Annotated in this window: 20 protein-coding genes; 10 read left to right on the top strand and 10 right to left on the bottom strand. The window is 62.8% G+C overall.

Annotation, left to right across the window (positions count from 1 at the left end):
* Positions 1-66: 66 nt before the first annotated feature.
* Positions 67-2,139: a TonB-dependent receptor domain-containing protein gene (locus tag ACQ4W6_RS05980; protein ID WP_436566264.1), complete on the top strand. Its 2,073-nt coding sequence runs from the start codon at positions 67-69 to the stop codon at positions 2,137-2,139.
* On the opposite strand, the gene ugpQ is transcribed toward ACQ4W6_RS05980, so the two are convergent.
* Positions 2,136-2,882 carry a glycerophosphodiester phosphodiesterase gene (gene ugpQ / locus ACQ4W6_RS05975; RefSeq protein WP_436566263.1) on the bottom strand — a complete coding sequence of 249 codons (747 nt, stop codon included), beginning with the start codon at positions 2,880-2,882 and terminating at the stop codon, positions 2,136-2,138. The genes ACQ4W6_RS05980 and ugpQ overlap by 4 nt on opposite strands.
* Positions 2,883-3,083: 201 nt before the next feature.
* On the opposite strand from ugpQ, the gene ACQ4W6_RS05970 reads away from it, so the two are divergent.
* A complete protein-coding gene (locus ACQ4W6_RS05970) occupies positions 3,084-4,187 on the top strand; it encodes a sensor histidine kinase (protein ID WP_436566262.1) in 1,104 nt (367 codons plus the stop codon).
* Positions 4,184-4,990, top strand: a complete 807-nt coding sequence (locus tag ACQ4W6_RS05965; RefSeq protein WP_436566261.1) for a LytR/AlgR family response regulator transcription factor — start codon at positions 4,184-4,186, stop codon at positions 4,988-4,990. The genes ACQ4W6_RS05970 and ACQ4W6_RS05965 overlap by 4 nt, the downstream gene beginning before the upstream one ends.
* Before the next feature lie 17 nt (positions 4,991-5,007).
* Here ACQ4W6_RS05965 and ACQ4W6_RS05960 read toward each other — a convergent pair whose 3' ends face one another.
* Positions 5,008-6,288 (bottom strand): MFS transporter, encoded by a 1,281-nt coding sequence (locus tag ACQ4W6_RS05960; RefSeq protein ID WP_436566260.1) that lies wholly within the window; start codon positions 6,286-6,288, stop codon positions 5,008-5,010.
* A 103-nt stretch (positions 6,289-6,391) separates the two neighbouring features.
* Here ACQ4W6_RS05960 and ACQ4W6_RS05955 point away from each other — a divergent pair, with 103 nt between their 5' ends.
* On the top strand, positions 6,392-7,294 hold the full coding sequence (locus ACQ4W6_RS05955; RefSeq protein ID WP_436566259.1) for a LysR family transcriptional regulator: 903 nt from the start codon (positions 6,392-6,394) through the stop codon (positions 7,292-7,294).
* Between the two features lie 45 nt (positions 7,295-7,339).
* Here ACQ4W6_RS05955 and ACQ4W6_RS05950 read toward each other — a convergent pair whose 3' ends face one another.
* The 4 genes from ACQ4W6_RS05950 to ACQ4W6_RS05935 all read right to left on the bottom strand — a co-directional run bounded on the left by ACQ4W6_RS05950 (position 7,340) and on the right by ACQ4W6_RS05935 (position 9,928).
* Positions 7,340-8,212, bottom strand: a complete 873-nt coding sequence (locus ACQ4W6_RS05950) for a hypothetical protein (protein ID WP_436566258.1) — start codon at positions 8,210-8,212, stop codon at positions 7,340-7,342.
* Between the two features lie 19 nt (positions 8,213-8,231).
* Positions 8,232-9,032 (bottom strand): hypothetical protein, encoded by an 801-nt coding sequence (locus ACQ4W6_RS05945; protein ID WP_436566257.1) that lies wholly within the window; start codon positions 9,030-9,032, stop codon positions 8,232-8,234.
* A complete protein-coding gene (locus ACQ4W6_RS05940; RefSeq protein ID WP_436566256.1) occupies positions 9,022-9,534 on the bottom strand; it encodes a hypothetical protein in 513 nt (170 codons plus the stop codon). The genes ACQ4W6_RS05945 and ACQ4W6_RS05940 overlap by 11 nt, the downstream gene beginning before the upstream one ends.
* A 100-nt stretch (positions 9,535-9,634) precedes the next feature.
* Positions 9,635-9,928: a DnaJ domain-containing protein gene (locus tag ACQ4W6_RS05935; protein WP_436566255.1), complete on the bottom strand. Its 294-nt coding sequence runs from the start codon at positions 9,926-9,928 to the stop codon at positions 9,635-9,637.
* Positions 9,929-10,100: 172 nt separating this feature from the next.
* On the opposite strand from ACQ4W6_RS05935, the gene ACQ4W6_RS05930 reads away from it, so the two are divergent.
* The 3 genes from ACQ4W6_RS05930 to ACQ4W6_RS05920 all read left to right on the top strand — a co-directional run bounded on the left by ACQ4W6_RS05930 (position 10,101) and on the right by ACQ4W6_RS05920 (position 14,829).
* Positions 10,101-11,876 (top strand): glutamine--tRNA ligase/YqeY domain fusion protein, encoded by a 1,776-nt coding sequence (locus ACQ4W6_RS05930; protein WP_436566254.1) that lies wholly within the window; start codon positions 10,101-10,103, stop codon positions 11,874-11,876.
* 276 nt (positions 11,877-12,152) lie between these two features.
* Entirely contained in the window at positions 12,153-13,934 is a 1,782-nt protein-coding gene (locus ACQ4W6_RS05925) for a sensor histidine kinase (protein ID WP_436566253.1), read from the top strand.
* Positions 13,935-14,124: 190 nt separating this feature from the next.
* A complete protein-coding gene (locus ACQ4W6_RS05920; RefSeq protein WP_436566252.1) occupies positions 14,125-14,829 on the top strand; it encodes a glycine-rich domain-containing protein in 705 nt (234 codons plus the stop codon).
* A gap of 87 nt (positions 14,830-14,916) precedes the next feature.
* Here ACQ4W6_RS05920 and ACQ4W6_RS05915 read toward each other — a convergent pair whose 3' ends face one another.
* The 4 genes from ACQ4W6_RS05915 to ACQ4W6_RS05900 all read right to left on the bottom strand — a co-directional run bounded on the left by ACQ4W6_RS05915 (position 14,917) and on the right by ACQ4W6_RS05900 (position 17,107).
* Positions 14,917-15,156 (bottom strand): hypothetical protein, encoded by a 240-nt coding sequence (locus ACQ4W6_RS05915; protein WP_029496207.1) that lies wholly within the window; start codon positions 15,154-15,156, stop codon positions 14,917-14,919.
* 242 nt (positions 15,157-15,398) lie between these two features.
* Positions 15,399-15,644, bottom strand: coding sequence for a hypothetical protein (locus tag ACQ4W6_RS05910; protein WP_436566251.1), 246 nt, complete (start codon positions 15,642-15,644; stop codon positions 15,399-15,401).
* A 200-nt stretch (positions 15,645-15,844) separates the two neighbouring features.
* On the bottom strand, positions 15,845-16,105 hold the full coding sequence (locus ACQ4W6_RS05905; RefSeq protein WP_436566250.1) for a hypothetical protein: 261 nt from the start codon (positions 16,103-16,105) through the stop codon (positions 15,845-15,847).
* A gap of 84 nt (positions 16,106-16,189) precedes the next feature.
* Complete coding sequence (locus ACQ4W6_RS05900; RefSeq protein ID WP_436566249.1) at positions 16,190-17,107, bottom strand: SDR family oxidoreductase; 918 nt, start codon at positions 17,105-17,107, stop codon at positions 16,190-16,192.
* Between the two features lie 12 nt (positions 17,108-17,119).
* On the opposite strand from ACQ4W6_RS05900, the gene ACQ4W6_RS05895 reads away from it, so the two are divergent.
* The 3 genes from ACQ4W6_RS05895 to ACQ4W6_RS05885 all read left to right on the top strand — a co-directional run bounded on the left by ACQ4W6_RS05895 (position 17,120) and on the right by ACQ4W6_RS05885 (position 20,203).
* Positions 17,120-18,145 carry a CDP-6-deoxy-delta-3,4-glucoseen reductase gene (locus ACQ4W6_RS05895; protein ID WP_436566248.1) on the top strand — a complete coding sequence of 342 codons (1,026 nt, stop codon included), beginning with the start codon at positions 17,120-17,122 and terminating at the stop codon, positions 18,143-18,145.
* A gap of 82 nt (positions 18,146-18,227) precedes the next feature.
* Complete coding sequence (locus ACQ4W6_RS05890) at positions 18,228-19,499, top strand: MFS transporter (protein ID WP_436566247.1); 1,272 nt, start codon at positions 18,228-18,230, stop codon at positions 19,497-19,499.
* 38 nt (positions 19,500-19,537) lie between these two features.
* Positions 19,538-20,203: a DUF1345 domain-containing protein gene (locus ACQ4W6_RS05885; RefSeq protein ID WP_436566246.1), complete on the top strand. Its 666-nt coding sequence runs from the start codon at positions 19,538-19,540 to the stop codon at positions 20,201-20,203.
* Positions 20,204-20,278 lie beyond the last annotated feature (75 nt).

Raw genomic sequence — 20,278 nt, 5'->3', positions numbered from 1 at the left:
ACCCCATCCGGCCATGGCCTGCCCAGCCTACGCAAACACCGATCGCAGATAAAGGAAATCTTGCCCATGTCCGTCCGTCCTCAACAACCGACTCCCCTCGCGCTGGCCATCATGCTGGCCTTCGCCGCCCCCGCCAGCGCCCTGGCGCAGCGGACGACAAGCCTGCCAGCCGTCACCGTGTCCGCCAGCGCCCTGGCGCTGGGCAGCGACGACATGAGCACGCCTGTCGCCGTGCTCGAAGGCGAAGAGCTGGTGCGTGTCCGCGAAGCGACCCTGGGCGAGACCCTGGCAAGCCAGCCTGGCATCACTTCCAGCCATTTCGGCGCCGGCGCCAGCCGCCCCATCATCCGCGGTATGGATGGCCCACGCGTGAAAATCCTGTCGGACGGCGCCGAAGTGCAGGACGCCTCGACCATCAGCCCCGACCATGCCGTCGCAGCCGAACCGATGCTGGCGCAACAGATTGAAGTGCTGCGCGGCCCCTCCGCGCTGGCATATGGCGGCGGCGCCGTCGGCGGCGTGGTCAATGTGATCGACAAGAAAATCCCCACGCGCGTGCCGGCCAAGGGCTTTGAAGGCAGCGTGGAAGTGCGCGCCACTTCAAACGCGCGCGAAAAGGCGGGCGCCTTTGAAGTGACGGGCGGCGCCGGCAACATCGCCTTCCACGCGGAAGGCGTCAAGCGCGACGCGAAAGAATACAAGGTCGGCAGCGGCTGGGAAGGCGGCTCGACGGTGGCCGGCAGCTACAACAAGACGGATACGGGCAGCGTGGGTGTGTCATGGGTGGGCCAGCGGGGCTTCCTAGGCCTGGCCTTCACCAGCCAGCACGCCGAATATGGCTTGCCGGGCCACAACCATGAATTCGAAAGCTGCCACCCGCACGGCACGCAGCTGCACTGCGGCGGCCACGACGATCACGACGATCACGAGCATGCTGAAGAAGATGAGCATGACCACGACGATGGCGCCGTGCCGTATGTCAAGCTGAAGAGCGAGCGCTGGGACGTGCGCGGCGAATTGCGCGACCCCGTGCCCGGCTTCGCCAGGCTGCGCCTGCGCGCCGCGTTGACCGATTACAGGCATGACGAGATCGAAGGCACGCAAATTGCCACCACGTTCAAGAACAAGGGCCACGACGCGCGCCTGGAAATGGAACACTACCCGATTGCCGGCTGGCGCGGCGTGGTAGGCCTGCAAACGTCGCAGCGCGACTTTTCCGCGCTGGGCGAAGAAGCCTATGTGGCACCGACGGTGACGAAGAAACATGCCGCTTTCCTGGTCGAGGAATACAAGCTCGACCAATGGCGCTTCGAGGCGGGCTTGCGCCACGAATGGCAAGACATCACGGTCGACAGCGCCACCTTGCAAGAGCGCAGCGCCAAGGGCACATCCGTGTCGCTCGGTGCCGTATGGAAATTTGCGCCCCAGTATTCGCTCGGCTCGACCATCTCGCGCACGCACCGCCTGCCCAGCGCCGAAGAGCTGTACGCGCACGGCGTGCACATGGCCACGGCCACGTATGAACTGGGCAATGAAAACCTGGGCAAGGAAACGTCGAACAATATCGACTTGACCTTGCGCAAATATGCGGGCGCCACGACGTTCTCGGCCAGCGCCTACCGCAACAAGGTGGACAATTACATCTTTGGCAGCACGCTGGACAGCCACGAAGGCTTCCAGCTGATCCAGTACGCCCAGCGCGACGCCACGTTTACGGGCGTCGAAGGACAGATCCGCCAGCAACTGAACCCCCTGTTCGGCGCCAGCGTGTTTGGCGACTATGTACGGGCCAGGCTGGCCGACGCTGGCGCGGGTGACAACAATAACCTTCCGCGCATCCCCGCCCAGCGCATCGGCGTGAAATTCGATGCCAACTGGCAAGCATGGAGTGGCGTGGCCGAGTTCATCCGCGTGGGCAAGCAGGACAAGGTGGCCGCGTTTGAAACGGAAACACCGGGCTACAACATGCTGAACCTCGCCGCCAACTACGACACGCGCATCGGCACGACACCGGCCCAGTTCTACATCAAGGCCAACAATTTGACGAATGAACTGGCGTACAGCCACACCTCGTTCATCAAGAACGCGGCGCCATTGACGGGGCGCAATGTCACTGTAGGGATGCGGGTAACATTTTAAGTATTAACGGGCTTGATCAAATCGATTCGGTCCGTACAAAAGCCGTCGACGCCCCAGGCCAGCAGTTCGCTGGCCCGCTGGGGCCTGTTGACGGTGTAGCAAAACAGTCCCAACCCCTCCCCCTTGACGGCCTGCGCCAGCGCCGGCGTCAATGCTTCGTGGTGGCAATGGATCGCCACCACGCCCAGTTCCTTCGCCCGTTGCGCCCAATCGGATGGTATGGTTTCGACCAGCCAGCCGCGCGAAAGTTCGGGCGCCGCCTGGCGCGCCGCCTGCAAGGCGGCAATGCTGAAGGACGACAGCAGCGGCAATAATTCCCCGGCAGCAATTTCTTGTGCAAAGTATGCGCGCGCGGCCACGGCCACCGTCTCGCCCGTCGGCACATCGAAGCCCGGGGCTGGTTTGATCTCGATATTCATCCAGATGCGCTGCGCCTTGCAATAGTCGACCACGGCCTCGAAGGTAGGCACGCCCTCGCCCGCGAACTGGGAGCCGAACCAGGCGCCCGCCTCCATCTTTTCCAGTTGCGCGGCCGTGTAGTCGCTGATGGCGCCGCTGCCGGCCACGGTGCGCCCCAGTTCCGGGTCGTGCACGACGACGGGCACGCCGTCGCCCGCCAGCATGACGTCGAACTCCACGGCGCGGTAGCCGTAGGCCAGGCCGCAGCGCAGGGCGGCCAAGGTGTTTTCAGGCGCCAGGGTGCCGCCGCCGCGGTGCGCCACAATGCGTGGATAGGGCCACATGGTTTTCCTCTCTCGCGATTATCTTGTCGATCAAGACAGTCTTGCCATACTATCTCGTGCAACAGCAACCATGTAAAGGTCAAGTTGACGCGATTGGCGCCACGTCCGCCCTGTTTCGTCGCAGAGCCGTTGCGCCCGCATGCGGGTCCGCCGATAATTGCCGCATCACCAACCCGAGCGCCAACCTGAAAGCTGTCCCGCATGAACACCACCGAGATCAATCCATGCAAAAGCGGCTTTCCCTACCGGCGCCTGCTGGCCGATGCGCGCTATGCGCTCTTGCTCAATGTCCTGTGCGCCCTCTTCATCACCTTCGTGCTGAGCGGCGGACAAAGCTTCTGGCTCAACCTGCTCGCGTCCATGTGCATAGGTGGCATCGTTTTCCTGCTGATCGACGGCATCCGCCTGGCATGGTGGGGCGAGCAGCGGCGTCCCCAATTGCTGCCTTTCGCCGTCCTCGTCGTCGTCAGCGCCGCCGTGGCACAAGCGGCCGGCACGGTGCTATTCGGCTGGTTGGCGAATATCGACGTCCCCGCGCCCACCGCCATGTCGCCACGCAATATCGGCATGACGGTTTTCACTCTGGCGGCGGCCGGCGCAGCCATCCTGTTCTTTGCCAGCCGCGAGAAGATCAATCGCCTGGAGGCGCAGGCGGCCCAGGAAAAGGCCCGCGCCGAATCCGTGGCGCGCCAAGCCATGCAGGCGCAGCTGCAATTGCTGCAGGCGCAGATCGAACCGCACATGCTGTTCAACACCCTGGCCAATTTGCAGGGCCTGATCAGCTTTGAGCCGCAACGCGCCCAATTGCTGCTGGACCAGCTGATACAGTATTTGCGTGCCACCCTGAGTTCCTCGCGCGCCGATGCCACCACGCTGGAACAGGAATTTTCCCTGATGCAAGCCTACCTGGGCCTGATGTCCATCCGCATGGGTGCGCGCCTCGCCTACACACTGGACTTGCCCGAGACGTTGCGCCAGATCAAGGTGCCACCCATGCTGCTGCAGCCGCTGGTGGAAAACGCCATCCAGCACGGCCTGGAGCCGAAGATCGAAGGCGGCCACGTCCACGTGCAAGCCAGCGCGAACGATGGCGTGCTGACACTCACCGTCAGCGACGATGGCCTGGGACTCGATCATCCGGGCCAGAGCAAGGGCACGCAACTGGGCGTGGCAAATATCGGCGAACGCCTGCTGGGCATGTATGGCGATTGCGCCAGCCTGTCGCTCAGCGCCAACCATCCGGCAGGCGTAACCGCCCGCCTGGCATTCCCCCTTCAACCTACCATCACGAGCCACCCCGCATGAGCAAGCACACCCCACGCGCCCTGATCGCCGAAGACGAACCCATCCTCGCCGCCGCCCTCGCACATGCCTTGCAGCGCTTGTGGCCGGAACTCGACATCGTTGCCACCAGCCCCAATGGCGTCGATGCCATACAGCAAGGCCTGGCTTTGCGCCCTGACATATTATTTCTCGACATCAAGATGCCGGGCAAGACGGGCTTGGAGGCGGCCGAAGAACTGGCCGAACAGTGGCCGGACAGTAGCCCCTTCCCGCACATCGTCTTTGTCACCGCCTACGACGAATACGCGCTGGCCGCCTTCGAGCACGCGGCTGCCGATTACGTGCTAAAACCCGTCAACGATGCGCGCCTGGGCAAGACCGTGGAACGCCTGAAACAGCGCTTGCGCGACGACAGCATCGCCAACGCCAGCACACCGGCCAGCGACGCCAAACTGGCCCATTTGCTGGCCCAGCTGCAGGCGATGGTGCCGCCCGCCCCGCGCCTGCAAATGCTACGCGCAGCCGTCGGCAACAGCGTGCGCATGATCGCCCTGGCCGACGTGGTGTATTTCGAAGCGCTCGACAAATACATCAACGTCGTCTGCCGCGACAGCGAAGCGCTGATACGCACCAGCCTGAAGGAACTCTTGCCCCAGCTTGATCCGGAACAATTCTGGCAAATCCACCGGGGCACCATCGTCAACGCCAGCGCGATTGCCAGCGCCGTGCGCGACGAGGCGGGCAAACTGTCGCTAACCTTGCGCCAGCATGGGGCGCAATTGCGCGTCAGCCCCCTGTATGCGCACCTGTTCCGCCAGATGTAGGGGGCAGCCAGCCACGCTCAGGCCGACGCTTCGCGCGCGCCCAGGGGCTGCAAGTGGCGCAGGCGCAAGGCGATCAGCACGCCGCCGCCCAGGCACACGCCCAGCATCAGGATGACGCCCGTCCAGCCATCGAAGCCCCACATCATGCCCGAGGCGGAACCGATCAGGCTCGAGCCCAGGTAATAGAACAGCAGATAGAAGGCCGAGGCCAGGGCCTGCGGTGCGCGGGCGCGGCGGCTGACCCAGCTGCTGGCGATCGAGTGCGAGGCAAAGAAACCAAAAGTGGCCAGCGCCATGCCGATGACGATCAGCGGCAAGGAATCGAACAGGGTCAATAAAATGCCCGAAAGCATCACCGACAGCATGATCCACAGCACGCCCCGGCGTCCCAGGCGGTCCACCAGGCGGCCCGCCCAGACGGCGCTGAAGATGCCGATCAGGTACAAGAAGGCCAGCAGGCCGACCGTGCTCTGGCGCAAGCTGAACGGCGCGGCCAGCAGGCGGTAGCCGATGTAGTTATACAGGCTGACGAAACAACCCATCAGTACGAAGGCCAGGCAAAACAGCCACGGCAAGCCGCGGTCGGAAAAATGCTGGCGGATCGCGTGCGGCAGCGCATTCCAGCCCTTCGTACTGGGCACGAAGTTTTTCGACGCGGGCAGGCTGCGCCAGAATTCAAAAGCGGCCAGCACGCCCGCCACGCCCAGCACGCCCAGGGCCCAGCGCCACGACAGGAAATCACTGAGCATGGAGGCGACCAGCCGCCCCGACATGCCGCCAAAGGCGCTGCCGGCAATGTACAAGCCCATCGACAAGCCCAGCGACGGGCCTTCGATTTCCTCGCCCAGGTAAGCCATGGCCACGGCAGGCATGCCGCCCAGGGCGACGCCCAGCGCGGCGCGTATCATCAACAGTTGCGCGTAATCCTGGGCAAACGCGGACAGGATGGTCAAGATGGCGGCGCCAAACATCGACGCCACCATCAAGGGCTTGCGCCCGATGCGGTCGGAGACGGCGCTCAGCAGCACCAGCGAGATGGCCAGCAATCCGCTCGAGACGGACAGCGACCAGCTGCTCTGCGCCGGCGTCAGGTGAAACTGGTGCGACAGCAAGGGAAACAGGGGCTGGATGCAGTACAGCAAGCTGAAGGTGGAAAAGCCGCCAAAGAACAGCGCGCGGTTGCTGCGCTTGAATTCCGGCGTGCCCTTGGCGATGGCCGAACGGGCAGCAGGAGCGGCAGGGGAAGCCGGGATGGCGGAAGGTGCAGCGGAGACAAAAGCAAGCGATGAATCAGACATGGCGGTGTTCGGGAAAGAAGCGAGTCTTCATCTTAGGATTGCCAACTCATATCGTCCAATATATATTTAAGGCCCAACTCATACTTTAAAAATATTACTGAATATGGAATTGCGCCACCTGCGTTACTTTGTCGCCGTCGCCGAAGAGCTGCACTTCACGCGTGCAGCCGAGCGCCTGCACATCGGCCAGCCGCCGCTGAGCCAGCAAATTCAGGCACTGGAAGGGGAACTGGGGGCGCAGTTATTCGAGCGCAACAAGCGCTCCGTGCGGCTGACGCAGGCGGGCAGCCTCTTCCTGGTCGACGCGCGGCGCATCCTGGCCCTGGCCGAACAGGCCGCCGTCACGGCGCGCCGGGCGCAGCGGGGCGAAGCGGGCGAGCTGCGCATCGGTTTCACGTTTTCCACGCCATTCACACCGTATTTCGCCACCGTCATCAACCGCTACCGCCAGCAATTCCCGCACGTCACCTTGACCCTGCACGAGATGGCGACCCTGCATCAGCTGGAAGCGATCTCGGGCCGCACCATGGACCTGGGTTTCGTGCGGCCGCCCGAAACGACCTACCCCGCCGACATCCGGCTCACCGAACTGCGCCAGGACCCGCTGTTCCTCGTCTTGCCCGTCGCCCATCGGCTGGCGGCCAAAGACGCCATCGGCATTGCCGACATGGCCGGCGAAGGCTTTGTCATGTATCCGAAAGATGCGGGCACGGGAATTTATCCGCAAATCTTCCGCCTGTGCAAGGCAGCCGGCTTCGTGCCGCACGTGGCGCAGGAAGCGGGAGAAGCGTCGACCATCATCGGCCTGGTGGCGGCTGGCTGCGGCATTTCCGTGCTGCCCGCCTCGTTCGAGCGCATCCGCATGGATGGCGTATGCTACCGCCCGATCGCCGACCCGCAGGCGACCACCAGCTTGTTATTGGCACAACGGGAAGAAGAGACCTCGCCGCTGGTGGCGGCGTTCGTCAAGCTGGCCGAAGAGGCGGCGCAGGAAGGGGGAGCGTAGGCGCAGGCCGGCGAGTGCCGGCCCAGGCGCTCAGACGCTCAGGCACTACGCGTAATCGGCGTCCAGCTCGGAACCGGCATAGTTTTCCAGGTCTTCGAACAGGCTCTTCATGCTGGCCCGCGTGAGGATCTTGTGCACCACGGTGCAGCTGCGGCGGTACGACTCGATGCGATCGAGCAACACCGGGTGGTGCTGCACGGGCACCTTGGCCAGCAGCGCGGCCCAGCCTTCCTCGAAATCGGGCTTGTTCTTGCGCACGGAACGCACAAAGCGTTCAAACTCCTTTTGACCCGTGCGCGCCATGATGCGTCCGCCACCTTCGATGGCGAAGATGATGGCCACGGCAATGACACCCTCGGCATTCAAGTCGGTGTCGCTGACGGGACCATTGTCATGGTGACGGCGCAGCCAGCTGGCCAGGCGCACTACGGCTTGCACTTCCTTGCGCTGCTGCAACTGCAACGCATATTTTTCATGGCCGGCCCAGTTCTGGTTCGGGTCGGCCTGGCAAATATCGATGAACAGCTCGCGCAAGCGGCGCTGTAAATAGACGGGGTCCTGGTCGTATTCACCGACGAGGGTGTCTTCGGGCAGCTGCGACAACTCCTTGATCAGGCGAAAGCCTATCTGGAACGCGTGTTCGGCGCCGTGTTCGACGAGGAAATCGAGCGCGGCCTGGTCGCCTTCATGCAAGAGCGCATGCTCCAGCCCCAGCGAGACGCCGCCCACCGTCAAATACAGGGCCTTCTGGATGCCGTCGGCCGTACGTTCATTGGTGAACTTCTCGGCCACCATGGCGGTGATGCCCGTCAATTCATCGGCCAGGCTCAAAGCCGCGTCCTCGCGCGGGTCGCCGGGCAGCAATTTAATGGCGCGCACCAGGCGCGGAAGATTCTCTACTACGATTGCTGGCAACATCAGTGCGTCCCTGCTTTCATCAAGAGAAAATACCCGTGCCCAGGCTGCGGCGGGTGCTGGCGCGTGGCGCGCTGCGCGTGCTCGGCACTTGCTTGCGCAGGCGGTACAGCAATTCCTTGGTACTGCGCTGCAACATGGTGGGTTCTGCGTCCGGGTCGTCCGAGTATTCGGCATCGGCCAGGTCGGCGCTGTGGCGGAAGTCGGGGAACAGCTCGAACAGCGAGCGGTCCCAGCCGTCTTCATTGGCTTGCGCCAGCTCAATGGCCAGCGGCACGACGTCGTTGTCGGACGATGTCACGCCCGTCACGTACGGTCCCTTGATGACGATCTCGCCCGCCACTTCGAGGATTTCCTTGGGCGCCATCGAGAACAGGATGGCGAACGCCGTGGCGCCCCAGTCGGTGGCGGATGCCTCCAACAGCAGCTCGCGGCGGCGCTCGGCGTCGTCGGTGGAAAACACCACGCCGTGGATGTGCGCGAACAGCGACTCGGCGATGCGCTCCGGATCATCCTCGATCTGGTCGTCGCTCCAGGTGGCGGCGATGAAGGCCAGGCTGTCGGCCCAGGCTTTCGGCGGCACCAGCAAGGTTGCCAGCGACATCTTGCCGCCGTCGAAGCCGGCCAGGTGCAGCGCCGTCACTTGCGGCGGGATGGCGTTGAGCACTTCGACCACGGCAAGGTCGCCGTACTGGTCGGCCGCGTCGGCAAACGCCTGCTCGGCGTGGCCCAGCGAACCGGACAGCACCAATTCCGTGACTTGCCGGGTCAGCGCGGGAAGATTGCTTTTTTGTTCAGCATTTAGCTTGTCGTTATCTGCCATGGTCATCTCCATCCTGGTCAAACATCTGGGCGAAATCGTCGGTGGCTTCGTCTTCATCGCGATCGTCGTCGCCATCGTCATTGGCGGCCAGCTGGTCGAGCGACTGATCATCGTCTTCCCACAGGCGCTGATTCTTGTGCAGGAAGGCCGTGATGATGGCCTGGCGCGCCAGCTCGGGGAAGCTCTCTTCGATGGCAGCATACATCTTTGCCGCTTCCGGGGCGGCGCAGGTGGCCATGGCGAACACGCGTGCCGGGTCGCCCAGCTCGTAGTCTTCGCTTTCGGCCAGCAAGCCTTGCGGGTCGCTGAAGGTGATGTGGTCAACCAGCGCGAAGGCCAGCATGTTCACGTCTTCGATGCCGCCGCCGCTGGCGTACTCGCCCACCAGCGCGTCGACCATGCTCTTGTAGTTCTTGCGGTTCGGCGGGTCGCCCAGGATGCCTTCGATCTGGCCTTCCAGCTCGCGCGACTGGTACGCGAATTCAGGGTGTACTCTTCTCATGTTGTGCTTTCCAATGTGATGCGCGGCGCTTTTACATATAAGCAAAAGCACCATTGTTGTTTTTTAAATTATTCAGGCTGGCTGGCAGCCGCCAGGAGGCTCAGTCCGCTGGCAAGGCTGTGCCATGCAGGCGGAACACGCCGCACCACAGGGCGTAGGCTTCCGCTTCCGTATCGATGATGATGCGGTGGTTCACGCTTTGGTCGTATTCGGCGCGCTTGGCCGGGTCGGCCAGGATTTCATAGGCCTTGGTGACGCTCTTGAAGCGCGCCTCGGCGCCGGGGGCCTGGTTGCGGTCGGGGTGAAAGCGCATGGCCAGCGAGCGGTAAACCTTCTTGATTTCATCGTCGCTGGCATTGGGCGCGACACCGAGGACGTTATATAAATTTTCCATATGAGGCTCCGGGGTCACGTTTGGGTCACGTTTTGTTTACTAATTAAAGGCGAATTATCCTATAGAACGGCGCCCGCGTCGCCCGCATGCTCGATATGCGACCAAATACGTGCTTATAAAGCGCTTGCGGTACGGTAAAATGCTTTTTACTGTCACTCTTCCGCATTGATCAATGAGCAACGATAAACATAGTACCGCTGCCGCCGCTCCGGCGTTGGCGCCCAATTTCTTGCGTAACATCATCGAAGCCGACCTGGCTGCCGGCACCCATGTGCGTCCCGGCCTGCCCCAGGTGATCACGCGTTTCCCGCCGGAGCCGAACGGCTACCTGCACGTGGGCCACGCCAAGTCGATCTGCGTCAACTTCGGCCTGGCGCGCGATTACGCCGGCCAGTGCAACCTGCGCTTCGACGACACCAATCCGGCCAAGGAAGAGCAGGAATACGTCGACACGATCATGGACAGCGTGAAATGGCTGGGCTTTGACTGGGAAGCCAAGGGCTTTGATGGCACGCAAAACAATTTGCACTACGCCAGCGACTATTTCGACCAGCTGTATGCGATGGCCGAGTACCTGATCACGGCCGGCTTTGCCTATGTGGACAGCCAGAGCGCCGAAGAGATGGCTGCCAACCGCGGCAATTTCGGCCAGGCCGGCAAGAATTCGCCGTTCCGCGACCGTCCGCGCGACGAATCGCTGGCCCTGTTCCGCGCCATGAAGGCGGGCCAGTTCAAGGATGGCGAACACATCCTGCGCGCGAAGATGAGCGACGATGCCATGCGTTCGCCGAACATGAACTTGCGCGACCCGGCCATCTACCGCATCCGCCACGCGCATCACCACCGCACGGGCGACGCCTGGTGCATCTATCCGATGTACGACTACACGCACCCGATCTCGGACGCGCTGGAAAACATCACGCATTCGATCTGCACCCTGGAATTCCAGGATCACCGCCCGTTCTATGACTGGCTGCTGGAAACCCTGTCGGCCGGCGGCTTCTTCGCCAAACCGGTGCCGCACCAGTATGAATTCTCGCGCCTGAACCTGACCTACATCGTCACCAGCAAGCGCAAGCTGCGCCAACTGGTGGAAGAGCAGATCGTCGACGGCTGGGACGACCCGCGCATGCCGACCCTGGTGGGCATGCGCCGCCGCGGCTACACGCCGGAAGCGATTCAGCTGATGTGCGAACGCACGGGCGTGACCAAGTCGGACGGCTGGATCGACTACAGCGTGCTCGAAGGCTGCCTGCGCGAAGACCTGGACCCGAAGGCGCCCCGCTCGGTGGCCGTGCTGCGTCCTTTGAAATTGATTATCGACAACTTCCCGGCAGGCGAAAGCGTGGAATGCACGGCGCCCGTGCATCCGCACTTCCCCGAGCGCGGCTTGCGCACCTTCCCCATCTCGCGCGAGCTGTGGATCGAGGAAGACGACTTCATGGAAGTGCCGAACAAGGGTTATTTCCGCCTGTATCCCCCCATCGACGACAAGGCGGGCAGCAAGGTTCGCTTGCGCTACGGCTATGTGATCGAGTGCACGGGCTTTGACAAGGATGAAAACGGCAAGGTCACCGCCGTGCATTGCACCTACTTCCCTGACAGCAAGTCGGGCACGGAAGGCAGCGCCAACTACAAGGTCAAGGGCAATATGCACTGGGTCAGCGCAGCGACGGCGATTGCCGCCGAAGTGCGCCTGTACGACCGCCTGTTTACCGATCCGCAGCCGGACGCGGGCGGCAAGGACTTCAAACTGGCCCTCAACCCGCTGGCCAAGGAAGTGGTGCAAGCGTGGCTGGAACCGGGCGCGGAACTGGCCTTGCCGGAACAGCGCTTCCAGTTCGAGCGCCACGGCTATTTTGCGGCCGACCGGGTCGACAGCCAGCCAGGCAAACCCGTCTTCAACCGCATCGTCACCCTGAAAGACAGCTGGCAGCCGGCCAAATAAGGGCTGGCTGACAGACGAAAAACCGCTGCGGCGGTTTTTTTTCGTTTCAACAATATGATTCGCAAGGAGAATTGCCGGTTGACTACATTGGCTATAGTTTTGTATATTGGCCAGCTATTGAGCAATTTGCAATTGACATACCCTTTGGGCAAGTAGCAAAGTTACCGCCCCACAGGCGGCACCCGACTCCACCTCCTGATGCGGATTGCGATGTCTTCGACTGCCGGTGAGCAACGTTTATCTCCCGAAAAAAGGCCGCTCTGGCTGCTCGGCGGCATGCTCTCACTGATGCTGGGCCTGCTGTTCTACGTGGCCGCTTCGCTGTCGATCGAGAGCGAGGCCAGCGCCACGTTCGACGATCTGGCACGCAGCGCCCGGCAAAACATCGCATCGCGCGTCCAGTCGTATGCCAACCTGCTGCGCGGCGCGGCCAGCCTGTTCCGCACCAGCGAGCATGTCAGCCGCGAGCAATTCCACCGCTACGTGGAAAACATGGCATTGCAGCAGAACTTCCCCGGCGTGATGAATCTCAATTACGCCCAGCAATTGAGCGAAGCGCAGCGCCCGGCGTTCGAAGCGGCCATGCAGCGCGACTACCCGCCTGGGCGCGATGGCTATCCCGCCTTTGCCATCCATCCGCCTGAGCCGCGCGCGCAATATTGCGTGCTGGTGTACCTGGAGCCGATCGCCAGCGCGGCTGAAAAATATGGCCATGACATCGCCGCGCGGCCCCTGACCGGCGAGGCGCTGGCGCAGTCGCGCGATTCGGGCCGCATCAGCAATTCCGGCATTCCCGTACCGATCGAAGACCGGCCGCAACAGACGGGCATGGCCATGCGCCTGCCCGTGTACCGCCTCGGCATGCCGACCGACACCGTGGCGCAGCGGCGCGCGGCGCACCAGGGCTACGTCGGCATCGGCTACGACCTGGCGACGATGGCGCGCAGCGCGCTGGCCGACATGCCGGTACGCAATGTGCGCCTGACCCTGTTCGATATCGGCACGCAGGCACGCGAACCGCTGGACTTGCCGCACACCACGCGCCCCATCTTCGACAGCACGGCAGCAGGCTTGCACGCGCCATGGTGGCAACCAGGCAACTCGGGCAAGTATCTGCGCAGCACGATGTTGATCGAGCACAATGGCCGCGTCTGGCAAGCGTTGTTCAGCGTGCGCAAGAGCGACCTGTATACGCGCTTCGACGCTTTTTTCCCGTGGCTGGCCCTGCTGGTCGGCTTCTGCAGCGCCATGCTGTTATATATGCTGTTCCACACCCTGTCGTCGTCGCGCCGGCGGGCCATCCAGATGGCGACGGGCATGACGGAAGAATTGCGTGCCAGCCAGATCCGCCTGCAACTGTCGCACCAGAAATTGCGCCGCCTGGCGGCCCACGCCGACCAGATCAAGGAAGAAGAGCGCAAGCGCATCGCGCGCGAAATTCACGACGACCTGGGCCAGAACCTGCTGGTGCTGCGCATCGACGCCGACATGCTGGCCTCGCGCACGCAGCGCCGCCACCCGCGCCTGAACGCCCGCGCACGCTCCACGCTGGAGCAGATCGACGCCACCATCAAGAGCGTGCGGCAGATCATCAACGACTTGCGCCCTACCGTGCTCGACCTGGGCGTCAACGCGGCCGTCGAATGGCAGGTGGCGCAGTTCCGCTTGCGCACGGGCATCGCCTGCGAAGTGAGCGAAAGCCATGACGACATTTACATGAGCGACCAGTGCGCAACGGCCCTGTTCCGCATCTTGCAAGAGTCGCTCAACAATATTTCCCAACATGCCAATGCCAGCCGCGTATGGGTGACGCTGAAAAAGGGCAGCGACACGGTGTCGATGAGCATCAGCGACAACGGCGTGGGAGCGGCCATCGACGGGCGCAACAAGCTGGGCTCGTTTGGCCTGGTGGGCATCGAAGAGCGCATCAAATTGCTGGGCGGCACGCTCTTCATCGAAAGCAGCCCCGGCGCCGGCATGAGCGTGCATGTCAGCGTGCCTTTGGGCGCCGACGCAACCATCTTCCCCTACGAGGAAGACGGCCGGGCCAGCGCCTGACGGATGGCTGTGCCGGCGCGAAGCGAGCCGAACTTGCGTATTTTGCAATTCAATGCAATATTGATCAAGCACAATTGGCCTGCCAGCCGCTGCGCAGGCGCCCTCTCACTTGCCAGGAGTCCACCCACCAGCCAGCTATTTTTCCGCCGTTTTTCCTCACGCCACTCTTTTACGCTATCAAGGGACACTCATGGATACGAACGACAGCTTCAAGGCAATTGCCGATTTGAATTTGGACGCGATCAAGGTCAAACTGATGCACCGGGAATCGGGCGAGGGATGGAGCCTGGAGAAGGCCAATGCGGTGGAGTTCGAGTATCGCCGCTTCCTGATCCTGATGAAACAGTTTCCCCAGGAAGAAACGGCGCCGCTGATGGATGTCGACACCTTCTGGCACTACCATATTCTCGACACGCTGAAATATGCGGCCGATTGCGAGCAGGTGTTCGGCTACTTCCTGCACCATTTTCCATACATCGGCCTGCGCGGCGAAGACGACGAAGCGGCGCACCAGCGTATCGGCGAACGCATGAATCAGTTGTACGAGCAAACATTCGGGGAAGCGTATATCCGCGCAGAAACGGCGTATTCGGGACGGGCAGTCCAGGCGGCGTATTCGGGGCGCGCCGTGCAAGCGGCCTATTCGGGCAGGGCCGTGCAGCCGACGGCGTATTCAGGCAGGGCAGTACAAGCTGTGTTTTCCAGTGCAGCGGTGCAGGCGACGGCCTATTCGGGCCGGGCGACAGGTGCCGTAGCTGGCGCATTTTCCAGCGCGCCTGGCGTACTCGCCGCAGCGCTGGTCGAGGCGTCCTCGACTGGCATGGAAACGGGGCGTTTCTATCGCGATCGTCCGGCACTGAGCCTGGAGACGCCACAGATGCCACAAATGCCATAGAAAACCGGAAAACAGCTTTGGCTGCCGCACGCGGCAAGCTTGACTAACGCAGACGGCACCTCTCAGTTTACCGTCTGTCAGGCGCTCTTAGGCAGCCATCAACTCGCGCAGTTCACGAATGCTGAAATCGCTGATTTCATGCATGCGTATCAGGATAGTGGCACCGATCGGCAAGGTATTGTGGCGAATCTTGCTGATGACGGGTGGAGCCACTTCCAGTGCTCGCGACAAGGCGGCATCATTTTTCAGTTGCAGCTTGTCGATGATCGCATCGAGGACGCGATTCGGGTTGTAGGTAGGCAAAGAGGTAATTTGTTTGAGAGACATGATCAAAAATCCGAACTTGTTGTATTACTGCACAAAGAAACCGAATGTCTCGTCTGCAATAATTCAGGGTAAACACACTAAAAAGCGCCATCACTTATGCGGCGTTTAGGCCACAAACAATATAATACACGCTATTGTTGATTTTTGCGTAACTTACAGCAAAATTGTGATAATTGAAGAGAATTGACGCACTTGGAATGTGCTAGAGGATAACTCAATTTGAAAAACTTTGCTGCAAGTCATCAATTTTTACGTTGAGGAACGCCGCTGCCCATCAGCCAGGCGATGGCCATGAGGGTGCCCAGACGGGCCATGTCCGCCGACAAATGCCAGCCTTGCGCGGCCATGCTGGCCGCTGTGGCGTCCAGCATGCACCAGGCCAGCTGCCGGCGGATTTCATCGGGCGGCGGCGGTGGCTGCAGCGCCTGTTCGCGGCGGCGCATGTAGGCGCGCACCTGCTCCTTGCTGGGATGACTGATGGGATACATCGCTTGCTCCTGCCGGCCGGACACATCGTCGCGCCATGCCTGGCTATCCAGTCCGCCATCAATAAGTGAAACGCGTGACGACATTGCTCACCATATCGCCAGCAAGCCACGACGCGTTTGCGCTACATCAATGACAAGGCCCCGGTGTTGCGCCGGGGCCCACGCATTTCCACGCCTGCGGCGGCCCAAGGGCCCACCCATCACTTTTTCTGTTGGCGCACCCGCTGCTGCTGCTTTTCCTGCGTTTGCTGGCGGTTCTGCTTGCGCTCGAACAAGGTCGTCGCATCTTTCTTGGCTTGCTCGGCGGTGCGCATTGCTTCATGCGCGTCGTGCGGCACGAAGAATTCGGCGTCCTGGGCCGCCACGACCAGCTTGATGGCGGCCTCGTCGTCAAGGTCATACAATTCGGTCAGGACGGTGGTGACCTCGTCCAGGTATTCTTCGTAAGTGAGGGTGGTCATGCTGTAGTCCTTTAGTGAATGGCGCGCCGCAGACACGGAGCGCGGTATGCCGTGCCGTGAATAATGCGGCGATAACCGGCCATTTTACCCGATGCCAGCCCCGTCGGCAGACAAGGCTTGCAAGGCGTCGGCCACGCGCGGATAGCGCAGGCGCACGCCCAGCTCGCGCTTGATGCGCGTATTGTCCATGCGGCGCGACTCGGACATGAACGACAGCAACATCGGCGTGACCACCTTTTGCAAGGCCTCACGCGGCAGGCGCGGCGGACGCGGCATGCCGAAGCTATCGGCCACGGCATCGAAATAGTCCGCCATTTTCAATTCGCTGTCATCGCTGGCGTGGTACACGCGCCCCGGCCGGCCGCGCCACAGTGCCCGCTCAATGATGCGCGCCAGGTCATCGGCATGGATATGGTTGGTGTACACGTCATCGCCAGCCGCCAGCGCTGGCGTGCCTTCGCGCAAGCGTCTCAAAGGCAAACGGTCGCCGGCATAAATGCCGGGCACGCGCAGGATGGCCACATTGCCAGCGCGGCGCACGCCCCAGGCGCGCAAGACCTGCTCGGCATCCACGCGCCGCTTCGCACGCGCATTCGCCGGTGCCACGGGCCGCGTTTCAGCCACGGTGGCGCCGCCGCAATCGCCATACACGCCGCTGGTGCTGACATACACCAGGCGCGCATGCTCGGGTAAAATGGCGGCCAGATTGCGCGTGCGCCGGTCTAGCAAGCCTGCCGACAGGGGCGGCGCCAGGTGCACGATGCTGGGCGCCAGGCCAACCAGGCGTTGCAGGCTGGCACGCTCGTCGAGGTTCGCCACGATGGGCACGGCGCCGGCCGCGCGCAATTGCGCGCAGCGCGCCGGCTGGCTGGTGACGGCAAAGACGCGAAAGCGCGCGCGCAGCAAGGGCAGCAGCCGCATGCCGACATCGCCGCAACCGAGGATCAGCAGACGCGGCAAGCCTGTGCGCTTGCGCAATGATGGCATTAACATATTTTTCATCTCAAGGATTGTATGACTTTTCAAGTTACTGTTCAGCCCAGCGGCCACCAATTCAGCTGCGAAGCGGACGAAACCGTGCTGGCAGCGGCGATACGCGCCGGCGTTGGCTTGCCGTATGGCTGTAAAAATGGCGCCTGCGGCTCCTGCAAGGGCAAGCTTGTTTCCGGTAGCGTACAGCACAAGGCGCACCAGCAGCGCGCCCTGACGCCGGAAGAAGAAGCGGCCGGCTTCTCCCTGTTCTGCTGCGCCACCGCGAACGCCGACCTCGTCATCGAGGCGCGCGAAGTGGCAGGCAGCAGCGACTACCCGATCAAGAAAATGCCATCGCGCGTGACCAGCATCGAAAAAGTCGCCCCCGACGTCGTCGTGCTGACCTTGCAACTGCCAGCCAGCGAGCGCCTGCAGTACCGCGCCGGACAGTATATCGAAATCATGCTGCGCGACAATAAGCGCCGCAGCTACAGCATGGCCAGCGCGCCCGCCGACGGCGGCCCCGTCACCCTGCACATCCGCCACATGCCGGGCGGCCTGTTCACCGACCAGGTGTTTGGCAGCATGAAAGAGCGCGACATCCTGCGCTTCGAAGGCCCGCTGGGCACCTTCTTCCTGCGCGAAGACAGCGACAAGCCCGTCGTACTGCTGGCCTCGGGCACCGGCTTTGCCCCCTTGAAAGCCATCGTCGAGCAGATGCTCCACGCGAAGTCGGCACGCCCGATCACCCTGTACTGGGGCGCGCGCCGTCCGCACGACCTGTACATGGACGCGCTGTGCCGCCAGTGGGCTGCCGACTTGCCACAATTGACCTATGTGCCCGTCGTGTCGGACGCGCTGCCGGAAGACGCCTGGGCCGGCCGCACGGGCTTCGTGCACCAGGCCGTGATGGCCGACCTGCCTGACCTGTCCGCTTATCAGGTGTATGCCTGCGGCGCGCCGGTGATGGTCGATTCGGCCAAGCGCGACTTCGTGCAGCAATGCCGCTTGCCCGACGACGAGTTCTACGCCGACGCCTTCACCAGCGAAGCCGACCTGGCAAAGTAAGTTTTATCCTCCAGACAGCGGGCACTGCTGCGGCGGCGCCCGCTGCCGCCATTGCTCCACCCCGCTGCTCCCTGGAAATATCATGTCTCTCGCCTCCGCCGGCAACGGCTTCAGTATCTTGCGCCACCGCAATTTCGCCTGTTACCTTTCCGCCCGGGTGCTGGGCACGCTGGCGGTGCAGATGCAAAGCGTGGCCATCGGCTGGCAGGTGTATCAGATGACAGGCAGCCTGTTCGACCTGGGCTTGATCGGCCTGGCGCAGTTCGCCCCCTTCCTCGTGCTGATCTTGCCGGCCGGCCACGTCGCCGACCGCTACAACCGCCGCAACATCATCGCCTGGTGCCTGGCGGCGCAGCTGGCCTGCGCGCTGGCCCTGCTGGCCTTTACGCTCAGCGGACTCGCCATCGTCTGGCCCGTATTTGCCGTGCTGGTGCTGTTCGGCAGCGCGCGCGCCTTCATGATGCCGGCCACGCAAGCCGTACTGGTCAACATGGTGCCGACCGCGCACTTCAGCGGCGCCGTCGCGCTCAGCTCGTCGAGCTCGCACGTGGCCATCATCCTGGGGCCTACCCTGGGCGGCTTGCTGTACATCTTCGGCCCCAAGGTCGTGTATCTGCTTTCGTCGGCCCTGCTGGTGCTGTCCGTGCTGCTGATGCGCGCCACCACGCCGGCGCCGCAAGTGGTCAAGCGGGAGCCCGTCAGCTGGCATACCTTGCTCGAAGGCCTGCGTTTCGTCTGGTCGAAGCCCATCGTGCTGGGCGCCATCTCGCTGGACCTGTTCGCCGTACTGTTCGGCGGCGCCACGGCCCTGCTGCCGGCGCTGGCGCACGATGTGCTGCATATCGGCCCCAGCGGCCTGGGCTTGCTGCGCACGGCGCCCGGCGCGGGGGCGGCCCTGTGCTCGATCGCACTGGCCTGCTTCCCCATCACGCGCCGGGTCGGCGCCTGGATGTTCGGTGGCGTAGCCGTGTTTGGCCTGGGCACGCTGGTGCTGGGCAGCACGACCTATTTCCCGCTAGCACTGGTGGCGCTATTCCTGATGGGTGCCGGCGACATGGTCAGCGTCTACATCCGCCACCTGCTGGTGCAGTTCGAGACGCCCGACGACATCCGCGGCCGGGTCAGCGCCGTCAATGCCGTCTTCATCGGCGCCTCGAACGAGCTGGGCGAATTCGAGTCGGGCCTGACGGCCGGCTGGTTCGGCCTGGTGCGCGCCGTCCTCTTCGGCGGCGCCGCCACCCTGGCCGTGACGGGCGTGTGGGCCGTGCTGTTCCCCGTGCTGTCGCGCATGGACCGCTTTCCCCACCACGAGAAGGAAGCGGCGGCCAAATCGGCGAACGCGACGCCAGCTTAAGGGCTAAGATGCGCTATCGCCACTGACGACTGAGCGCCATGAACATCAGGATTCCGCTTCACAGCTTCATCCGCAGCCGCCCGCACCTGAGCCTGGCCACCGCCATCGGCGTGGCGGCCGGCCTGCTGCTGCCCTCCTCCTGGCAGCAAATGACGCGGCTGCTGACGGCGTGGAACGTGGCCGTCTGGTTTTACCTGGCAACGATGGCTTGGATGATGATGCGCGCCAGCCACCACAAGGTCAAAGCCATGGCCACGCGGCAAGATGAGCGGGCGGCGATGGTCTTGCTGGCCCTGTCCGTGGCGTCCGTGATGAGCCTCGCTACCATCGGCTCGCAGCTATCCTCCATAAAAGGCATGGCCGCCGATGAGCGGGCCCTGCACTATGCGCTGACGATATTCACCCTGGTCGGCTCCTGGTTCCTCGTTGGCACGCTGTTCTGCTTTCACTACGCCCACCTGTATTACCGGGCCAGCGAACAGCGGCGCCCCTTGAAATTTCCCGACGACCAGCAAAATCCCGATTACTGGGATTTTCTCTATTTCGCCTTCACGATTGCCGTGGCCGTGCAAACCTCGGACGTCAGCGTGCAGACGCGCGTGATGCGCAAAATCGTGCTGGGGCAATCCGTGCTGAGCTTTTTTTTCAACCTGGTCGTGCTGGGGCTGTCGATCAATATCGCAGCGGGCCTGATCAATGGTTGAAGGCTAAAAAAAGCGCATTGCAGAAACTTGACCTGGTTGAAGGATTAAGCCCGTCTTAATCGTGCGCCCCCTCTT

Source organism: Janthinobacterium woesei, assembly GCF_051380875.1.
Lineage (GTDB): Bacteria > Pseudomonadota > Gammaproteobacteria > Burkholderiales > Burkholderiaceae_D > Janthinobacterium.
The sequence above is the reverse complement of the archived record's forward strand: the minus strand, read 5'-3'. Positions and strand labels throughout refer to the sequence as shown.